This is a genomic window from Streptomyces sp. NPDC002671 (assembly GCF_053592475.1).
Window position 1 is genome coordinate 19,198 of the sequence record NZ_JBSFVU010000044.1, and the last position, 17,677, is coordinate 36,874.

The following is a 17,677-nucleotide window of genomic DNA, read 5'->3' on the forward strand; positions in this document are numbered from 1 at the left end:
GTTCGAGGCTGTACGCACGGCCCACTTCCGTGCGTTGCAGGGCATTCAGCAGGAAGCAGTGGAGCAGTGGAGCAGCACCGCGCAGGAAACCTCGCGTCCATCCGACAGCCAAGTCCCCGATGCGCTGCGACCGGACGGCGACGACCCCGGTGCCGGGGTGAGGTGAACATGCCTTGCGTGGTGACGTTGACCGATCGGGAAAACGGCTGGAAGAGTGCCCCCGTTCGAAACAACCATAACTTCAACACGCTTTCTTCACGGGGGTATTCGTTGTTCACAGGCGCACCGGGACCCTGGTCCCGGCACAGATCGGGTGCCGCCGCACGGCGCCGCGGCCGGCGCAGAGCCCGCTCGCTCACACCGCTGCTCGTCGTCGCGCTCGGCCTGTCGCTGACGCCCGCCATCGCGGCGGCGGCACCGGCGAGCGGCAAGCCGGTCGACGTGGCCGCCGCCATCAAGGCCGGCGACGCCAAGAACACCCGGGCCACGCGGCAGGACGCCGGCGATCCGCGCAAGCGCCCCGCGAGCGCGCTCACGCGCGCCGCCGACAAGGCCGAACGCACCGGTAAGGACGTCCCGGTCCCCGCGCTGACCGACGAGTTCAGCACCACCGTCGTCACTGCGGCCGGCAAGCTGCGCACCGTGCAGCACACCGAGGTCCAGCGGGTGCGCAAGGACGGGGCCTGGCGCACCCCCGACGACCGGCTGACCCGCCGGAAGGACGGCACGTACGCCCCGGCCGCCGCCCTCGACAGCCTGGTCGTCTCCGGCGGCGGCAGCGGGCCGCTGGCGACGATGACGACGAAGGACGGCAAGCAGCTGTCAGTCGGCTCGCCCTTCCCCGGAGCCCTGCCCGCGCCGGTCATCGAAGGCAACAGCGCCGTCTTCCGCTCGGTGGCCAAGGACACCGACCTCCGCGTGACCGCCACCAAGACCGGCGGCTTCACCACCGTCCTCGTCCTCAAGTCCCGCACCGCCGCCGCCAATCCGGCCGTCCGTGCGCTCACCTTCCCGACCAGCACCAAGGGCGTTGCGCTGACCGCGGACAAGACCGGCGCTCTGCGGGCCCGCGCGGGCAAGCAGACCGTCTTCTCCGCGCCCACACCCCGGATGTGGTCCGCCTCGGCCCCCGCCGGCACGCGCCACCCGTACACCGGTGAGCGCCGTGCCGCCAAGGGACTCTCCGCCGCTGGAGGACCCAAGTCCCCGGCCGGAACCCCGGTGTGGCTCAGCACGGCCGAGGGTCCGGCGGGCGACGCGAGCAGCGCGGACATGGCGGTACGTGCCAAGGGCGCAGTCACCAGGGCGGGCGCACCGGGACAGCGTCGGTCCGGCACCGTCACGCTCACCCCGAACACCGCGCTCCTCGACGCGAAGAACACGGTCTACCCCGTGTACGTCGACCCCTCCTGGTCCAATGACGCGCGCGGCAAGAGCCACCACGCGTGGGTGATGTCGGCGCACCCGACCACGGGCAACTTCGACCGGACCGGCAGCGCCGACCGGGACCGCCCCGGCGTCGGCTTCCAGGGCTGGGAGGCCCAGACGGGCGTCGAGCGCGGCCTCTACGAGTTCAACCTCAACGGGTACGCGGGCGCGCACGTCGAGTACGCCAACCTGCGGGTGGCGCAGTACATCTCCTCCGACTGGTCCTGCACCACGAAGTACCCCGTGCAGCTCTACCGTGCGGGAGCCTTCGACGGCGGCATCAACTGGGACAACCACCGCACGTACGAATGGGTCGACGGCAAGGACATCCCCGGCAACGGCACCCAGCAGGCGTGCTACTCGGACATCCCCGTCGACTTCAACATCACGGCGCCCATGCGCAACGCCCTCGGCGACACCGGCACCCCGCTGGCCTTCGCCCTGGTCGGCCGCGAGGGCAGCGGTGACAAGATGGCCTTCAAGCGCTTCTCGTACGACGCCACGCTCTCCACCCAGTACGACTTCCCGCCCAACAGGCCCGACAACACGCGCGCCACACCGACCCCGCGCCGGGTCACCGCCGCCGGCGGCGACTCCTGCTGGGACGCCCCGATCGGCTCCTACGGCTGGATCACCGACACCCGGGCCACCCTCACGTCCCGGGTCAGCAGCCCCAACCAGGGCCAGCTCACCGAGTACGTCCAGCTGTGGGACAACTCCACCGGCGGCAACATCGTCCACCAGAACTGGTCCGGCTTCGTCGGCACCGGCCAGGACGCCTCGTACACCCTCCCCTACGGCACGCTCCAGGACGGCCACTACTACGGCTGGTGGGCGCAAGGGGACGACGGACTGCTGCGCGGACCCGGCAGCGAACCCTGCCACTTCGCGGTGGACCTCACCCCGCCGGTGTTCTCGTTCGGGGACTTCACCGACCCCAACACCCAGTTCCCGCCCTCGGGCAACGGCCAGGTGACCAACCTCAGGGTCGGCCAGCAGGGCAGCATCCCCATCAAGGCCCAGGACCCGAACCCCTCGGGCAAGCTGGCCTCCGGACTGGCCTGCGTCCGCTGGAGCTTCGACGCGCAGTTCGCGACGTACGAGCAGACCTGCGGCTCCCCGCTGAACCTCTCGGCCATCACCGTGAAGCCCACCCACTGGGGCACCAACACCCTCTACGCGAAGGCCTTCGACGAGGCCGGAAACCAGTCACAGACCGCCTCGTACTCCTTCTACGTGCCGTGGACGGACGGCGAGGTCGCCTTCGGCGACACCACCGGTGACGCCCGCCCCGACCTGCTGATCCCGGACGCCGCCGGCAACCTGGTCACGCACGGCCGCGCCACCGAGGCGGGCAACCCCAGCGTCCCCGCCACCGGCATCGCCGCCCCCGCCGGGCAGGCCCCGGAGACGGGCAAGACCTGGAAGGACTACCGGGTGAGCCACCGCGGCTCGCGCGACCCCGGCCTGAACACCGACGACCTGTTCGTGCACCGCGACGGCCCCGACGGCACCAGCGGCAAGACCCTGCACTACTACGCCAACCGCCTCTCGGACCCGGGCCGCTTCGACCTCGGTCTGAAGACCAAGCTGAGCCGGACCAACTGCGTGGGCGGCACGGCGTCCTGCCCCGGCTTCCACCTCGGGACCGGCGACGCCTGGCAGTACACCAGCCAGATCACCCCGATCGGCTCGGTCACGGACACCCGTACACCGAACCGTGACGTCACGGGTGCCACGGGCATCCTCGCCGTCGAGTCGGACAATCTCTGGTACTACCCCACCAACACGAACGGCACCCTGGCCGCGCCGAACCTGGTCGCCCAGGGCGGCTGGAACGGGGTGGACCTGATGGTTCCCGGCAACACCCTCGCCGTCGACGCCACCACCCCCACCGCACCCGCGCTGTGGGTCCGGGTGCGCACCGCCGGCAACGGCCGCGAGGCCGGCGACATCTACCAGTACCGCCTCACCACGGACGTACGCGACGGCTTGCCGACCGTCACCGGCGTCACCGCCAGCCCCGCCACGCGCATCGGCTGGGGCATCACCACCACCCAGCCCATCGGCTCGGACGGCGACCTGACCGGGGACGGCGTGCCCGACTTCTGGGCGGTCACCGACGACGGCAGTATCCACGTCTGGCCGGCGAGCACCACGAACGGCATGGTCACCGGCTTCGGCGGCGACCACTACCGGGGCAGCACGCAGGCCCCCGCCGCCCACTGGCGCCTCTACGACGACGCCACCGCCAACCCGGCCGAGCAGAACGGCACGGCCAGTGCGACGGGCGTCTCCTTCGTCAAGGACACGGTCGACGGCCGCGCCACCCAGGTCGCCGCGTTCGACGGCACCGGGACCATCACCACCGGCAAGCCGGCGGCCGATCCGCACGGCAGCTTCACCGTCAGCGTCTGGGCCAAGGTGGACAACAGCGGCGCCGTCGTGGCCAGCCAGGACAACACGCGGGCCAGCTCCTGGTCGCTGTACGGCGAGACGGGCGGCTGGCGGTTCGCCATCGGCCGGGCCGACGACGACACCTGGTCGTACGACTACACCTACGCGGACAGTCCGGCCAACACGTTCCAGCCGGGCGTCTGGACCCAGCTGACCGCCAGCTACTCGTCGGGGACCGGGCAGATGAACCTGTACGTGAACGGGCGTCTGGCCTCCACCGGTTACCACTCGGCCGCCACCACCCCGGCCGTCACGGGCGGAGTCGTCATCGGCCGCTACCGGTACCAGGGCCGCACCACCGGTACCGATGTGGGCCTGCTCAAGGGCAGCGTCAGCAACCTGGCCGTGTACACGGGCGCCGTGGCCGCGACCGCGACCGGCGAGATCCAGTACGCGGCCCAGGACCGCTGCCTCGACCTGCCGGGCGGCGACGCGAGCCAGGGCGTGCAACTGTGGCCCTGCAACAAGACGGACGCCCAGAAGTTCTCGGTGAACGCGGACGGCACGATCACGGCGGGCGGCCGTTGCCTCGACGCATCCGGCGCCGGGACCGCCAACGGGACCTCGGTCGGCATGTGGTACTGCAACCAGGGCGCCAATCAGCAGTGGCTGCCGCGTGCCGACGGCAGCATCATCAACCCGGTCTCCGGTCGGTGCCTCGACATCCCCTGGGCCGACGCCGCGGTCCAGGCCCGCCCCCAGCTGTGGGACTGCAACGGCACCGTCGCCCAGCGCTGGTCCATGGCCGGATTGCAGAGCCCGGTCCTGCCGATCGTCAATCCCTGACGCGACGGCCCAGGCGGACCACCACTGAACGGGCCCCCGGCGCTCGCCGCCGGGGGCCCGTTGACGTGTATGTGGGCCCCCCGGGTTGTGCTGCTTGATCAAGTACACATAGTTTTCCGCCTCATGACCATGACTCGGAGAACGATCCTCAAGGGGCTGACCGCCGCCCCGTTCGTCGCTGCCACCAGCAGCCTGCTGGCCCCCGCCGTCGCCGAGGCTGCCACCATCGACGCGGGACAGTTCAGCCTCAGCAGCCGAACCTCCAACAGCTACGGCGAGTTCGCCGATCTGGCCGCCGGTCTGACGACCAAGCTGACCAAGGTGGACGCTACGACCGTCATCGCCGACACCAACCGCAGCGCCACCCACCTCACGAGCGCACCCGGCACCGTCGAGGCGTTCTCGACCGGATTCACCTGGGACAGCGGCGACCAGGCGGTCGACTACTGGATCCCGCAAGGCGTCACGACCAGCGCCGACGCCTACGGCAACGGGCTCTACCCGGCAGGCGGCAACAACAGGGTCGTCCTCGTCTCCTGGTACTTCGAGACGGACCCCGACGGCAACGGCGTCGACAACTACGCGCTCGACAAGGGCCTGCGGCTGACGTTCGTCGACTACACCACCTCCACCACACCGACGTACCGGCACGTCCTTCTGGTCGAACCGGTCAAGACCGGCACCGGGGAGTACTCCTTCAACCCCATCCGCAAGCACGCCGGCGGCATCATGTGGTACGGCAACCTGCTCTATGTCGTGGACACCTATAAGGGGTTGAGGGTGTTCGACCTGAACACCCTCTTCAAGGTCGCCACCACGGAGACGGAGGTGTGCGGTCTGCACACCGACGGGTCCTACTACGGCTACGGGTACGAGTACGTCCTGCCGCAGAGCCACGCCTACGACAACGCGGGGACGTACCTGCGCTACACCACGATCGGGCTCGACCGGGCCAGCACCCCCGACAGCCTGGTGGTGAGCGAGTACTCCCTGTCCGGGACCGTCGACTACACGGACGGCACCTTCAACGGCACGGGCCCCGGTACGACCACACCCAAGGTGGTCCGCTGGAACCTCGACTACACCGACCGGCAGGTCGCCTCTCTCACCGCGTCCGAAGCCGTCACCGTCGCCCAGCAGAAGATTCAAGGAGTGGTGTCGCGCAACAGCAAGCACTACCTCGCGACGAGCGCCGGTCCGTCCACGAAGGGTTCGCTGCGCACCTTCAACTCCGGCGACTCGGCCGCGACCAACGTCTGTGACCTGGCCATCGGCTGCGAGGATCTCAGCTACCACAGCAGTGGCGCGTCCGGCTGGGCCTACACCGAGTCCGTCATCTGGAACGTCAGCGAGTACGCCGGCAAGCGGTACGTCTACGCGGTCCACGCAGACGGCTCGTAAGGGCCCCACACGTTCCGGAATTGTGGCCTCCACCACGGCGAACGTGGCTGTGACCTGGTGAGATCGCCGGATGCTCGGTTTCCTCCTCCGTCTCCTGCCCTTTTGGGTCCGCGAGCCCCTGTTCATCGTGCTCGGGTCCGTTCTCGGCCTGCGCATCATGTATCTCGCCGTCCACGATCACGACCTGACCGCGGCCGGTCTCGGTGTGGTGTTCCTCGTGTTCACCGCGATACGCGTCCACACGGTGGTTCGGGCGCTGCGCGCACGCCGGAACCCGAGTGCGGCGGCCTCCGCAGACGGGGCGGTGGTCGATGCTGCCGCCCAAGCCCAAGCCCAAGCCCAAGCCCAAGCCCAGGCCGGAACTGGGCTGCGTCCCGGCCCGGACACTCCGGAGAAGGAGCCCAACGCGTGGGGCCAGGCCGTCGCGGCCGTGGCCGTGTTCGGGGCACTCGCGGGCGCGCTGTGGGTGGCCCCCCACGTGCTGCCGTCCGACGACAGCACACCGCAGCCCGCCGCGTGTTCGGACGGGGAACACGATGAGCTGCCGAAGGTTTACAAGAAGACGCCACGGGCTGTGACCGGTGACGAGCTGTGCAAGGCGCTCAACAGACCCGACCTGGCCCGGCTCCTTGGAACGCCTGGAGAGACCGCGACCACGGCTTCCGGCACCAGCGACACCGCTGCCCTGACTGATGGGAAGGTCGCCGAGCCGGAGGCCGAGGTCGCGTTCGACACCTACACCGTGAACCTCTCGGCCACTTACAACGAGCTGTCGACCGCCCAGTACGTGAAGCTGATGAAGATCGCGGGTGACGAGGGCGAGAAGGACGTCAAGACGCTTACGGTTCTCGGGCGGCCCGCGGTCTTCTCCTCGGATCACACCATGAAGTTCGAGATCAATCTCGGGAGTGGCGGATCCGGCGGACCGGTCGAACAAGGTCCCCTGGCCAGGACGCTGTCCGTGGCCCTCGACCGGAAGGACCGGGGCGGCTACTACGACATCACCGTGTGGAGCAAGTCCGGAGCCCTCCCGGGCGACAGCGTTCTCCTCGACATCGCTGAGAAGGTTCTTCCGACGATCCCGGAACGGGATGTCCGATGAGACGTCTTCCCGCCCCTCGCGGCCAAGCCGGTCGGCGCAGCGCGAGCTGACGAAGGCCGGACTCCAGGCCGCGAGCCAAGATCGATTGTCAGTGGTGCATGAGACGGTAGGAGCATCGGGTCGGAACGAGGGGGAACTGTCATGTCCGGAAACCAGAACTACATCAATCACGTTGCTCTTGTGCTGGATGCCAGTTCGTCCATGTCGCATCTGAGCCGCAAGGTCGTCGACGTCGCCGACCAGCAGATTGCCTATCTTGCCCGCCGATCGCGGGAACTGGACCAGGAAACCCGCGTCACGGTGTACGTCTTCGCAGACACGGTGGAGTGCGTCATCTACGACAAGGACGTGCTGCGGATGCCTTCGCTGAAGCAGCTGTACCGGGTCGGTGGGATGACGGCTCTGCTGGCGGCCTCACTGAAGTCACAGCGGGAGCTGGCGCAGACGGCTCAACTGTACGGCGACCACAGCTTCCTGACGTTCGTACTCACCGACGGGCAGGAGAACGCAAGTCATCGCTGCCCGGATGCCCCTGCCAGGGATCCGCGTGAACTGGTCGAGGCTGTGGCCGAGATGATCGAGACACAGCAGGACAACTGGACGCTGGCCGTCCTGGTGCCTGACCAGATGGGCAAGCGGGAGGCCATGCAGTGCGGCTTCCCGAAGGACAACATCGCCATCTGGGACGCCACGAGCACACAGGGTCTGGAGGAGGCCGGGCAGGTTATCCAGCAGGCCACCGAGAAATTCATGGTGGGTCGCACCCAGGGCATCCGGGGATCGCGGGCGGTGTTCTCCATGGGCGCCGAGGCGGTCAACAAGGACACCATCAAGGCGGCCGGCCTCACCCCGGTGAATCCGTCACAGTACGAGCTGATCCCGGTGGCTCGTGACGCGGCGATCCGGGACTGGGTCGTCGAAAGCGGGCACACCTACCGTACCGGTGGTGCATTCTACCAGCTGAGCAAGTCGGAGAAGATCCAGGCGCGGAAGCAGATAGCAGTGCTGGAGAAGAAGACGGACCGGGTGTACACGGGGCCCGAGGCCCGAGCCCTACTCGGCCTGCCGGACGTGGAAGTTCGCGTCAAGCCGGACCACAACGACGACTTCACGATCTTCGTGCAGAGCACCAGCGTGAACCGGAAACTCGTCCCGAACACGCGGCTACTGCTTATGCTCTGACACCTTGAAAACCAAGGCAACCTGCGCCGGCGGGGTGACCTCAGGCCGTGCCTGTCGGGTCGTGCGGCATGATTGCGACCATGCGTAGAGGGGCGGGCGGGGGGCTCCGCCGACTGTGGCCGTGGCGCGGGCGCGGACGCGACGAGTCGGCGCTCGCTGAGATCGAGGCTCAGATCACCGCTTTCGGTGAGGCTCTGGACGTCCATTCCTTCAGCCCCGGCCAGCCCGGCGCCACCGATGAGATGCGGGCCGAGCTGGAGCGTGCCCTCGACGCATACGAGCAGGCTAAGCGGGACTTCGCCAACGACCGGACCCGAGCAGACGCAGACGCGGTCCGCCTGACGGATGGGCCGGGCCCCATCACTCCGCAGCCAGGCCCGGGTCGCAGCGTCCCCGCACAGCCGCGCGCGGCCAAGCCTCGCACGACGACGCCGTTGCGTGCCGCCCAACCGCAGGTCAGCGGGACGGGGGGCAGCGGCGAGCAGACGCATCGGCTGGCGATGCCACCGTACCGCCCGGCCGTGATGGTCTTCTCGACCGACGGGCAGGAGCGGGTCCACCTACGCTTCGAGGGCCGCAAGGGGCGTTCTTCACGCCTCTACCGGCTGTCCGGCGACGGCACCCCCTTCACCGCCCGGATTCCGCTGCCGGAGGGGAGCAAGGCAATCGTCTTCCGCGTGTTTGCCGCCGGTGACCGGGAGGCGTGGACGGCGACTGCGGCGCCGCTGCGAGAAGTCCCGCGCTTCCACGAGGAGATCAACGGCACCGGGTCCGATGTCGTGCACTACCGAGGGGAACCGGGCCCAGGCGTCCTGCACTACGCGGGCCCAAGCCTGGTCCAGTTGGAGGCTCTGGACGACCGCCTCGCCTACTGGGTGACGGTGGCCGAGGGCCGCGCCGGGGAGCATAGGTTCCAGTGGCCGGGGCGCGGCTACTACCAGGTGCGCTCGGCCGGGGCATGGAGTCTGTCCACCACGTGACGGAAGGCATACCGGTTGCGTTGAAACCGGAGCGTCGATACCGGCCGGCCTCGCCCTGCGCACACCGCCCAGGTAACCCGGGACGCGCCCAGGATCGGCACGTCTACCGGGTGCCTGCTGGATGTCGCCCGACTCTTCCCTGCCCACCTGGGTGCCGTCGAACGGGTTCGGTGCGTCGGGCATCCTTGGGATGGGCCGGTGAGAAGGTGAGGGGAGCTGTGGTGGACGAGCGCGCGCAGGATTCGCGTGAAGTGGAGACGTCCGGGATGTCTCCACAGCTGCGGCTGGACGCGCTGCTGGACGACCTGCAGGCACAGGTGGCGCAGGTCCGGGGGGCCCGGGACCGGGTCCACACCTTGCTGGACGCCGTCTTGGCGGTCGGCTCCGACCTGGACCTGGACATGGTGCTGCGCCGCATCGTGGAGTCGGCCGTCACCCTGGTCGACGCCTAGTACGGCGCACTCGGCGTGCTGGGGGAAGAAGGCACGATCAAGCAGTTCGTCGTGGTCGGCATCGACGACGAGGCGATCGCACGCATCGGCCATTACCCGCGCGGCGAAGGCATCCTGGGCCTGCTCATCCGGCACCCGGAGCCGCTGCGCCTGGCGAACCTGGCGGAGCATCCGGCGTCCGTCGGCTTCCCGGCCGGGCACCCGCCGATGACCAGCTTCCTCGGCGCCCCCATCCGGGTGCGCGACCAGGTGTTCGGCAACCTGTACCTGAGCAACAAGAAGAGCGCCACAGAGTTCGACACCGACGACGAGGCGGTGCTGCGCACCCTGGCCGCGGCGGCCGGTGTCGCGATCGACAATGCCCGGCTGTACGACGACGCGCACCGCCGCCAGCGGTGGCTGGCAGCCAGCAACGAGCTGACCCGCAGCCTGCTGTCCGGTGCGGAACCCGCCGCCGTGCTGGAGTCCTTCACCGCCACCGTGCGGGAGATGGCCGGCGCGGACCTGGTCACCCTGGCGGTGCCGGTCGGCGACCGTGGCGAGCTGGTCATCGAGGCCTCCTCGGGCACGCGGGCGGAGAAGGTCCGCGGGCTGGTGCTGCCCGCCACCGCACTGGCCGCGAAGGTCTACGCGTCCGGGGAGACGATCACCAGCGGTGCCGTGAGCGCCGATCCGCGCGCCGAGGGCGGCAGCGCCTCGGTGGTGGAGCTCGGTCCGGCGTTCCTCGTACCGCTCGGCACCCGGGAGCACGTCCGCGAAGTGCTGCAGGTCGCAAAAGTACCGGGCGGCCCCCTCTTCACCGACGCCGTGGTCGACATGGTCACCGGGTTCGGCAATCAGGCCGCGCTGGCCCTGGACGTCGCCGAGCATCGGCGGGACGCCGAGCGCATGGTCGTGCTCAACGACCGCGACAGGATTGCCCGAGACCTGCACGACCTGGTCATCCAGCGGCTGTTCGCCGGTGCGCTGTCACTCCAGTCCACGCTGGGCCGGGTCTCCGACCGTCCGCAGGTGAGCGAACGGATCCAGCGCGTCGTGGACAACCTGGACGACACCATCAAGATCATCCGTTCCACCATCTACGCCCTTCGCGAGCACGATCGGTCACGTCGCGGCAGCGGGCTGCGCGCCCAGCTGGTGGCGGCCACCGAACGGGCCACCGAGTCGCTCGGCTTCGCCCCTGCGCTGCGCATGACCGGGCTGCTGGACGTCGATGGCTTCCAGCGCCTGGCAGCCGCAGTACTCACACATGGCGCGGTCCTCTCCTGATCAGTGTGCCTGGGCTGTGCGGACGCGGCGGGTGAGTCCATGGCGCACCCGCGTGCCGGTGAAGGCCAGAGCCGCGGCGGCCACCACCGCGAGCAGGGCCAGACCGATGGCGTACGAGCCGCCGGCGCCGTACAGCGAGCCCATCACGAGCGGCGGGACGAAGCCGCCGAGGCCGCCCGCGGCGCCTACGACGCCGGTGACCGAGCCGACCTTGTTCGCGGGGGCGAGCAGGGCGACCAGGGCGAACACCGCGCCACTGCCCGCGCCGAGCGCGGCGGCCATGGCCAGGAACGCCATCGTGCCCACGGGCGCCAGGGAGGGTGTGAACGACTGGACGAAGGCTCCGGCCACGACTGCGGTCAGCGCCCCGGCCAGCACCCGCACCGGGCCGATGCGGTCCGACAGCCAGCCGCCGACCGGCCGCATGGCGACCGCCAGCAGCACGAAGCCGGCCATCCGGTTCGCGGCGTCCGCCTGGGTCAGGCCGTAGCCGGTCTTCAGGTAGGTGGGCAGGTAGACGGAGAAGGCGACGTAGCCGCCGAAGGCGACCGCGTACAGGGCGGACGCCTGCCAGGTGATCCCGAGCTTGAGGGTGGCGGCCAGGCGGCGGACCAGCGGTTCGGTGGGCACCGCGCGGCCGGGCGCGTCGCGGAGCACCAGGGCGGCCACCACCGCGTAGACCGCCAGCACGGCGGCGGTGATCACGAAGGGGTCGGCCATGCCGTGCGCTTTGACCAGCCTGACCGTGGTCAGCGCGCTGATCGCGGTGCCGCCCATGCCGGCTCCGAAGATGCCGATGGCCAGACCGCGCCGCGCCGGCGGGAACCAGGCGCCGACGAAGGGCACGCCGACCGCGAACGCGGTGCCGCCCATGCCGAGGAAGAAGCCTCCCACCAGCAGGGCGGCGAGCGAGGAGTGCCCGGCCAGACCGAGGTAGAGCACCGGCACGATGGTGGCCGCCGAGACCAGCGGGAACATCACGCGCCCGCCGAACCGGTCGGTGAGCGCGCCCACCGGGATCCGTCCCAGCGAGCCGACCACCACCGGCACCGCCACCAGCAGCGACTGCTGGAACGAGCTCAGGTCCAAGCTGTCCTTGAACCGCGGGCCGAGCGGGCTGAGCAGCGCCCACGCCCAGAAGTTGACGGCGAAGCCCACCGTGGCCAACGCCAGCATCAACCCCGCCCGGCCGGACACGGACGCAGCCGGTGCCGGTGCCTCGTTCTGCTTCCTCGACGGCTGAAGCATGCCGCCCGTCCCTTCGTATTCGCAGTGTGCGGCCCCGGGGATGGAGCCGGGGCCGCGGGCCCTCCGACCGCGCGGTGCGTGCCAGGGGCCTGATGCCACTATCCGAATCAGGGCTCGCTCGGGGGGTGGGCCGTACGGCCTCATCAACAGGCCCCGCGGTCCCCTGTTTTCGGCCGGCCGGACGGGACAGCCGGCCTCCTGCCATGGGGCACGCGACATGGGCCCTCCGGCCCTGACAGTGGCCCGGCCGCGGGAGAGAGCATGGACTGATGTTCCACAAGGAAGGGTTTCGCGCACTCGATCGGCAGGAGTGCCTTCGCCTCCTGGCGAAAGTGCCGGTCGGTCGCGTCGTGTACACCCGTCAGGCGCTGCCCGCGGTGCTCCCGGTCAGCTTCTCGATCGGCACGGACTCCTCCGTGCTCCTGTGCACCTCGGCGAGTTCGGACCTCGTCCGCGCGATCGACGGAGCCGTGGTCGCCTTCGAGGCCGACGATTTCGACGCCGTGACCCGTTCCGGCTGGAGCGTGGTCGTCACGGGACGGGCGACGCTGGTGGCCGGCCCCGCCGAGCACGAACGGCTGTCGCGAACCGGCGCGCGCTCATGGGCGGTCACGCGCGACGAGGTATTCGTCCGCATCGAGACCGAGCTGGTCACCGGCCGGGAAATCACGGGCTGACCGGGCTCGCAACAGCTAGGCACGAGGCGCGCACGCCGTGCGCCTTTTCCGGACCCGCGCTGGGGGGATATCCCCCTTCCGATCCTGGGGTTCGCCGGATCGGAACCGTTGGAGGGCGAAACTAGCGTTCAGCCATGAGTTCGACTCTGCGAAAGCACCTCGCCATGGCACTCGGTGTCGCTACCCTGCTCACCGCCACGGTGGCCACCGCCGTCGCCCAGCCCGCCGGTCCCTCCCCTGTGGAGCGGTTGCGCCAGGACACCGAGGCGATCCATGCCCTCGGTGTCAGCGGTGTGCAGGCCCGCGTGGTCGCGCCTGACGGTCGGCAGTCGGTCGCCACCAGCGGCACCGCCGACCTGAAATCCGGCCGCCCGGTCCCTTCCGACGGCTACTTCCGCATGGCCAGCACGTCCAAGACGCTGGTCGCCACGGTGGTCCTCCAACTGGAGGCCGAGGGCAGGCTGTCCCTGGACGACACGGTCAACCACTGGCTGCCAGGAGTGGTGCGGGGTAGGGGCAATCACGGCAGCCGGATCACCATCCGCCAACTGCTCCAGCACACCAGCGGCATCCACGACGACCTGCCCGGATACACCACGCCGGAGGAGTACTACCAGCAGCGCCTCGACATCTACGGACCCGAGCAGCTGGTTGCCCGCGCCATGGCCCATGCGCCGGACTTCCCGCCCGGCAAGGGCTGGCAGTACTCCAACACCGGCTACGTCCTGCTCGGCATGATCATCCAGAAGGCCACCGGTCAACCCGCCCACCAGGAGATGGAAGACCGCATCCTGCGCCCGCTCGGCCTCGACCAGACCCGGTGGATGGGCACCTCGCCCACCCTGCCCCGGCCGCACGCCCAGGCCTACCAGCTCTTCGGCCCCGGTTCCCGGGTGGACGTCACCGACCAGATACCGGTGGACCACGAGAGCCTTTCGTGGGTCACGACCACGCGGGACGAGAACGTCTTCCTCCGCGCGCTGCTCGCGGGCCGCCTGCTACCGCCCCGGCAGCTGGCCGAGATGAAGCAGACCGTCCCCGTGAACGCGGAGGTCCAACAGCTGTGGCCCGGCGGCCGATACGGGCTCGGTCTGGTCGAACGCCCCCTGAGCTGCAGAGGAACCTACTGGAGCCACGAGGGCGGGGACGGCGGCTACATCACCCTCAACGGCGTCACCGACGACGGCAGGCGAAGCGCCGTGGTCTCCATGTCCGAGGCACGCGGCGACACCCCGGAGCACATACTGGACGAGGAGAACGCGGCCAGCGCCCTGATCGACCACGCACTGTGCGCCGGTGGCTCCGGCCGTTGAGCCCATCGACAGGGGCCGAAGGTCCCTCGCTTCGGCGATCCAGCAGGGCGGACGGACTGTCAGGAAGGGCCAGCGACGCGGGTGAGGTCCGGGCCGGAAGGTCTCCCGGACAGAGCCGTTCGGCCCCAGGACCGGAGCGGGGCCGACGCCTAGCGTCGAGCCCATGGAGAACAACAGGATCGCGCGCACCTCGCAGCGGCGCGGGGGCGAGGGTTGGCCGCTTGCCGCCCGGCGGCTGCTGACCCGCCGCGAGGTCTCGGCCGACGGGCGCGCGGTGTTCGGTGCGGCCGACCCGAAGTGGGAGGGCTTCTACCGGGACCGGTGGGCGCACGACAAGGTGGTGCGCTCCACACACGGCGTCAACTGCACCGGTTCCTGCTCGTGGATGGTGTACGTCAAGGACGGCATCATCACCTGGGAGCACCAGGCCACCGACTACCCGTCGATCGGTACGGACTGCCCCGAATACGAACCGCGCGGCTGCCCGCGCGGGGCGTCCTTCTCCTGGTACACGTACTCCCCCAGCCGGGTCCGGTATCCGTACGTACGGGGTGCTCTGCTCAAGCTGTGGCGCGAGGCCCGGCGCCGCCTTGGCGACCCGGTCGCCGCGTGGGCGGAGATCACCGGGGATCCGGCGAAGGCGCGGGCGTACAAGCGGGCCCGTGGCAAGGGCGGCCTGGTGCGCGCCGACTGGGACGAGGTGGCCGAGCTGGTCGCCGCGGCCCACGTCCACACGATCCCGCAAGAAGGTGTACGTCAACCACGCCACCGGCAAGGCCGAGAAGTGCACCTTCTGCTTCCCGCGCATCGAGGCCGGACAGCCCACCGTCTGCTCCGAGACCTGCGTCGGCCGGCTGCGCTACCTCGGCCTGCTGCTCTACGACGCCGATCGCGTCGGCGAGGCCGCGGCCACCCCGGACGAGCAGGACCTGCTCGACGCCCAGCGCGATGTCTTCCTCGACCCGCACGACCCCGTGGTGATCGCCTCCGCACGCGCCTCCGGCATTCCCGAGGACTGGCTGGAGGCGGCCCGCCGCTCCCCTGTGTACGCGCTTGTCGCGAGGTACCGGGTGGCGCTGCCGCTGCACCCGGAGTACCGCACCCTGCCGATGGTCTGGTATGTGCCCCCGCTCTCCCCGGTCCTGGACGCCGTGGACGCGGCGGGCGGAAACCAGGACGACCCCAACCACGTCTTCGCCGCCGTCACCCGGCTGCGCATCCCGCTGGAGTACCTGGCGAACCTGTTCACCGCCGGGGACACCGACGTGGTGGCCGGGGTGCTGATGAAGCTCACCGCCCTGCGCTCGTACATGCGGGAGCGGATTCTGGGCGGATCCTGCGACGAGAGCGCGCTGAAGGCCGTCGGGCTCACCGCGGGGGAAGCGGAGGACATGCACCGGCTGCTGGCCGTGGCGAAGTACGCCGACCACTACGTCGTCCCCGCCGCGCACAAGGAGGACGCCGCCGCGCTCAGTGCGATGGAGAACCGCTGCCCGGTCGAGTCCGCCACGGAACCGTCGGAGGGCGGCGAGCGACGCGTGATGCTCGGCATCCCCACCCTGCGCCGCAAGACCACGGGAGGCCGCGCATGAGCCCGCTGCCCGGCACTGTTCCCGCCATGGTCCGCACCCGCCTGCGCGCCGCGGCCCGCCGCCCCTCGCACACGTCACCCCGGTCGCCCCTGTCACCCCAGGAGGCTGCGGACCGGGCCCTGCTGCTCCGGTTGGTGTCACTGCTCCTCCAGTACCCGGACAGCGAACTGACGGCGGCCCGCGGAGAGTTGGCGGAGACGGTCCGCTCCCTGCAGCCTTCGCTCGCGGCCGAGCACCTGGCGGCCTTCACCGCCTGGTTCGCGACGCAGGACCCCGAGACGCTTGAGGCCCACTACGTGGAGGTCTTCGACCTGCGCCGCAAGAGCAGCCTCTACCTCACCTACTACCTGCACGGCGACACCCGTCGCCGCGGCATGACCCTGCTCACCCTGGCCCGCCGCTACCAGGCAGCGGGCTGGGACATCGGCGGCGGCGAACTGCCCGACCATCTGCCGGTCGTCCTGGAGTTCGCCGCCCTCGCCGGCACCGGGGCGGGCGAGGCGCCGCTGCGGCAGCACCGCCGGGGACTGGACCTGATCCACCGCGCCCTGGAGGCCGGCGGCTCGCCGTACCGGTACGCCCTGGCCGCACTGCTCGCCCTCCTGCCTCCGCCGACGGAGGCCGACGAGGAGGCCGTGGCCAAGCTGGCCGCCGATGGTCCGCCGCAGGAGGAGGTCGGCCTCGCACCCTACGGAGCCTTTGGCGACGGGGAGTTCGCGCCGCCCGACGCGTTCGTACCGCCCCTGCCCGCCCCGGCCACCCACCCTACGGAAGGTCTTCGATGAACCCGATCGCGACCGCCGCCGACGGCGCCGACCTGCTGCTGTGGGTCGCGTTCCCCTACACCTGCCTCGCCGTGTTCGTCGTCGGACACGTCTGGCGCTACCGTCACGACCAGTTCGGCTGGACCTCCCGCACCACCCAGCTCCTCGAACACCGCTGGCTGCGCCTGGGCAGTCCCCTGTTCCACCTCGGCGCCTTCGCCGTGATCGCCGGGCACCTGGTGGGCCTGGCGGTCCCCGCGTCCTGGACCGAGGCCGCGGGCATCAGCGAGCACGCCTACCACACCGCAGCCGCCGTGCTGGGCTCCGTCGCCGGGGTCACCATGGTCACCGGGCTCGGCATGCTGTGCGCCCGCCGGCTGCTCGCCCGCCGGATCCGCCTCACCACCGACCGCAGCGACAAGTTGCTGTTCCCCCTGCTGTCCGTCACCGTCCTGCTCGGTATGACCACCACCGCCGCCCACAACGTGTTCGGCGGCGGCTACGACTACCGCTCCACCGTCTCGGTCTGGTTCCGCGGCGTCTTCGCCCTCCATCCGCACCCGGAGGCGATCGCCGCGGCACCGCTGCTGTTCCAAGTGCACGCCTTGAGCGCCTGCCTGCTTTTCGCCGCCTGGCCGTTCACCCGCCTCGTGCACGTGTGGAGCGCCCCGATCGGTTACCTTGTCCGCCCCTACTAGGGCTTGGTCAGCTTCACTCGTGAGTGGCGTGTCTGTTGGGTGGTGGGTGTCGTTGGGGTGGTGTGACACCTGGGGAGATGGCCGAGGTCCGGGAGGACCTGGAGGCGTTCACGGCGGAGTTGTTCGACGGGTTCTTCCGTGCTGACCAGCGGAGGTGGGGGCAGGTGTACGTGCGTGGGCTGCTGCTGGACGGACGGCGCAAGTCGGTGGAGCCGATGGCGGCCCGGCTGGGTGAGGACGGCAACCGGCAGGCGCTGGCCCATTTCGTGACGACGAGCCCATGGAATCCGGCGCACGTGCAGGCCCGCCTGGCCTGGAAGATGCAGGA

At 70.2% G+C, this 17,677-nt stretch carries 13 protein-coding genes and 2 pseudogenes; 14 read left to right on the plus strand and 1 reads right to left on the minus strand.

The annotated features are described in order from the left end of the window. The first annotated feature begins 270 nt into the window (after positions 1 to 270). The 7 genes from ACWD35_RS38870 (at position 271) to ACWD35_RS38900 (ending at position 11,057) form a co-directional block, all read left to right on the plus strand. Positions 271 to 4,671, plus strand: coding sequence for a ricin-type beta-trefoil lectin domain protein (locus ACWD35_RS38870; protein ID WP_451356087.1), 4,401 nt, complete (start codon positions 271 to 273; stop codon positions 4,669 to 4,671). A 129-nt stretch (positions 4,672 to 4,800) separates the two neighbouring features. Next, positions 4,801 to 6,072: a hypothetical protein gene (locus tag ACWD35_RS38875; RefSeq protein WP_451356088.1), complete on the plus strand. Its 1,272-nt coding sequence runs from the start codon at positions 4,801 to 4,803 to the stop codon at positions 6,070 to 6,072. Positions 6,073 to 6,142: 70 nt separating this feature from the next. Further along, entirely contained in the window at positions 6,143 to 7,174 is a 1,032-nt protein-coding gene (locus tag ACWD35_RS38880) for a DUF6215 domain-containing protein (RefSeq protein ID WP_451356089.1), read from the plus strand. A 141-nt stretch (positions 7,175 to 7,315) separates the two neighbouring features. After that, positions 7,316 to 8,356 carry a vWA domain-containing protein gene (locus ACWD35_RS38885; RefSeq protein WP_451356090.1) on the plus strand — a complete coding sequence of 347 codons (1,041 nt, stop codon included), beginning with the start codon at positions 7,316 to 7,318 and terminating at the stop codon, positions 8,354 to 8,356. 80 nt (positions 8,357 to 8,436) lie between these two features. Next, positions 8,437 to 9,336: a hypothetical protein gene (locus ACWD35_RS38890; RefSeq protein WP_451356091.1), complete on the plus strand. Its 900-nt coding sequence runs from the start codon at positions 8,437 to 8,439 to the stop codon at positions 9,334 to 9,336. 266 nt (positions 9,337 to 9,602) lie between these two features. After that, positions 9,603 to 9,788 (plus strand): hypothetical protein, encoded by a 186-nt coding sequence (locus tag ACWD35_RS38895; protein ID WP_451356092.1) that lies wholly within the window; start codon positions 9,603 to 9,605, stop codon positions 9,786 to 9,788. Between the two features lie 15 nt (positions 9,789 to 9,803). Further along, entirely contained in the window at positions 9,804 to 11,057 is a 1,254-nt protein-coding gene (locus ACWD35_RS38900) for a GAF domain-containing protein (protein WP_451356093.1), read from the plus strand. Here the strand turns inward: ACWD35_RS38900 and ACWD35_RS38905 are convergent, their stop codons facing one another. Further along, positions 11,058 to 12,305, minus strand: a complete 1,248-nt coding sequence (locus ACWD35_RS38905; protein WP_451356094.1) for an MFS transporter — start codon at positions 12,303 to 12,305, stop codon at positions 11,058 to 11,060. It lies immediately after the preceding gene. Positions 12,306 to 12,574: 269 nt separating this feature from the next. On the opposite strand from ACWD35_RS38905, the gene ACWD35_RS38910 reads away from it, so the two are divergent. From ACWD35_RS38910 to ACWD35_RS38940, 7 genes and pseudogenes are all read left to right on the plus strand, one after another. Beyond that, positions 12,575 to 12,982: a pyridoxamine 5'-phosphate oxidase family protein gene (locus ACWD35_RS38910; RefSeq protein ID WP_451356095.1), complete on the plus strand. Its 408-nt coding sequence runs from the start codon at positions 12,575 to 12,577 to the stop codon at positions 12,980 to 12,982. Positions 12,983 to 13,116: 134 nt separating this feature from the next. After that, a complete protein-coding gene (locus ACWD35_RS38915; RefSeq protein ID WP_451356096.1) occupies positions 13,117 to 14,295 on the plus strand; it encodes a serine hydrolase domain-containing protein in 1,179 nt (392 codons plus the stop codon). A 163-nt stretch (positions 14,296 to 14,458) separates the two neighbouring features. Continuing rightward, a pseudogene (locus ACWD35_RS38920) lies at positions 14,459 to 15,046 on the plus strand (nitrate reductase subunit alpha); the annotation flags it as partial. Next, positions 15,039 to 15,887 (plus strand): annotated as a pseudogene (locus tag ACWD35_RS38925) (4Fe-4S dicluster domain-containing protein); the annotation flags it as partial. The pseudogenes ACWD35_RS38920 and ACWD35_RS38925, both read left to right, overlap by 8 nt. Next, a complete protein-coding gene (narJ, locus tag ACWD35_RS38930; protein ID WP_451356099.1) occupies positions 15,884 to 16,672 on the plus strand; it encodes a nitrate reductase molybdenum cofactor assembly chaperone in 789 nt (262 codons plus the stop codon). The pseudogene ACWD35_RS38925 and the gene narJ, both read left to right, overlap by 4 nt. Beyond that, positions 16,669 to 17,349 (plus strand): respiratory nitrate reductase subunit gamma, encoded by a 681-nt coding sequence (gene narI / locus ACWD35_RS38935; RefSeq protein WP_451356097.1) that lies wholly within the window; start codon positions 16,669 to 16,671, stop codon positions 17,347 to 17,349. The genes narJ and narI overlap by 4 nt, the downstream gene beginning before the upstream one ends. Positions 17,350 to 17,426: 77 nt before the next feature. Next, positions 17,427 to 17,677, plus strand: a 251-nt coding sequence (locus ACWD35_RS38940; protein ID WP_451356098.1) for a transposase, incomplete at its 3' end; no start/stop codon positions are given.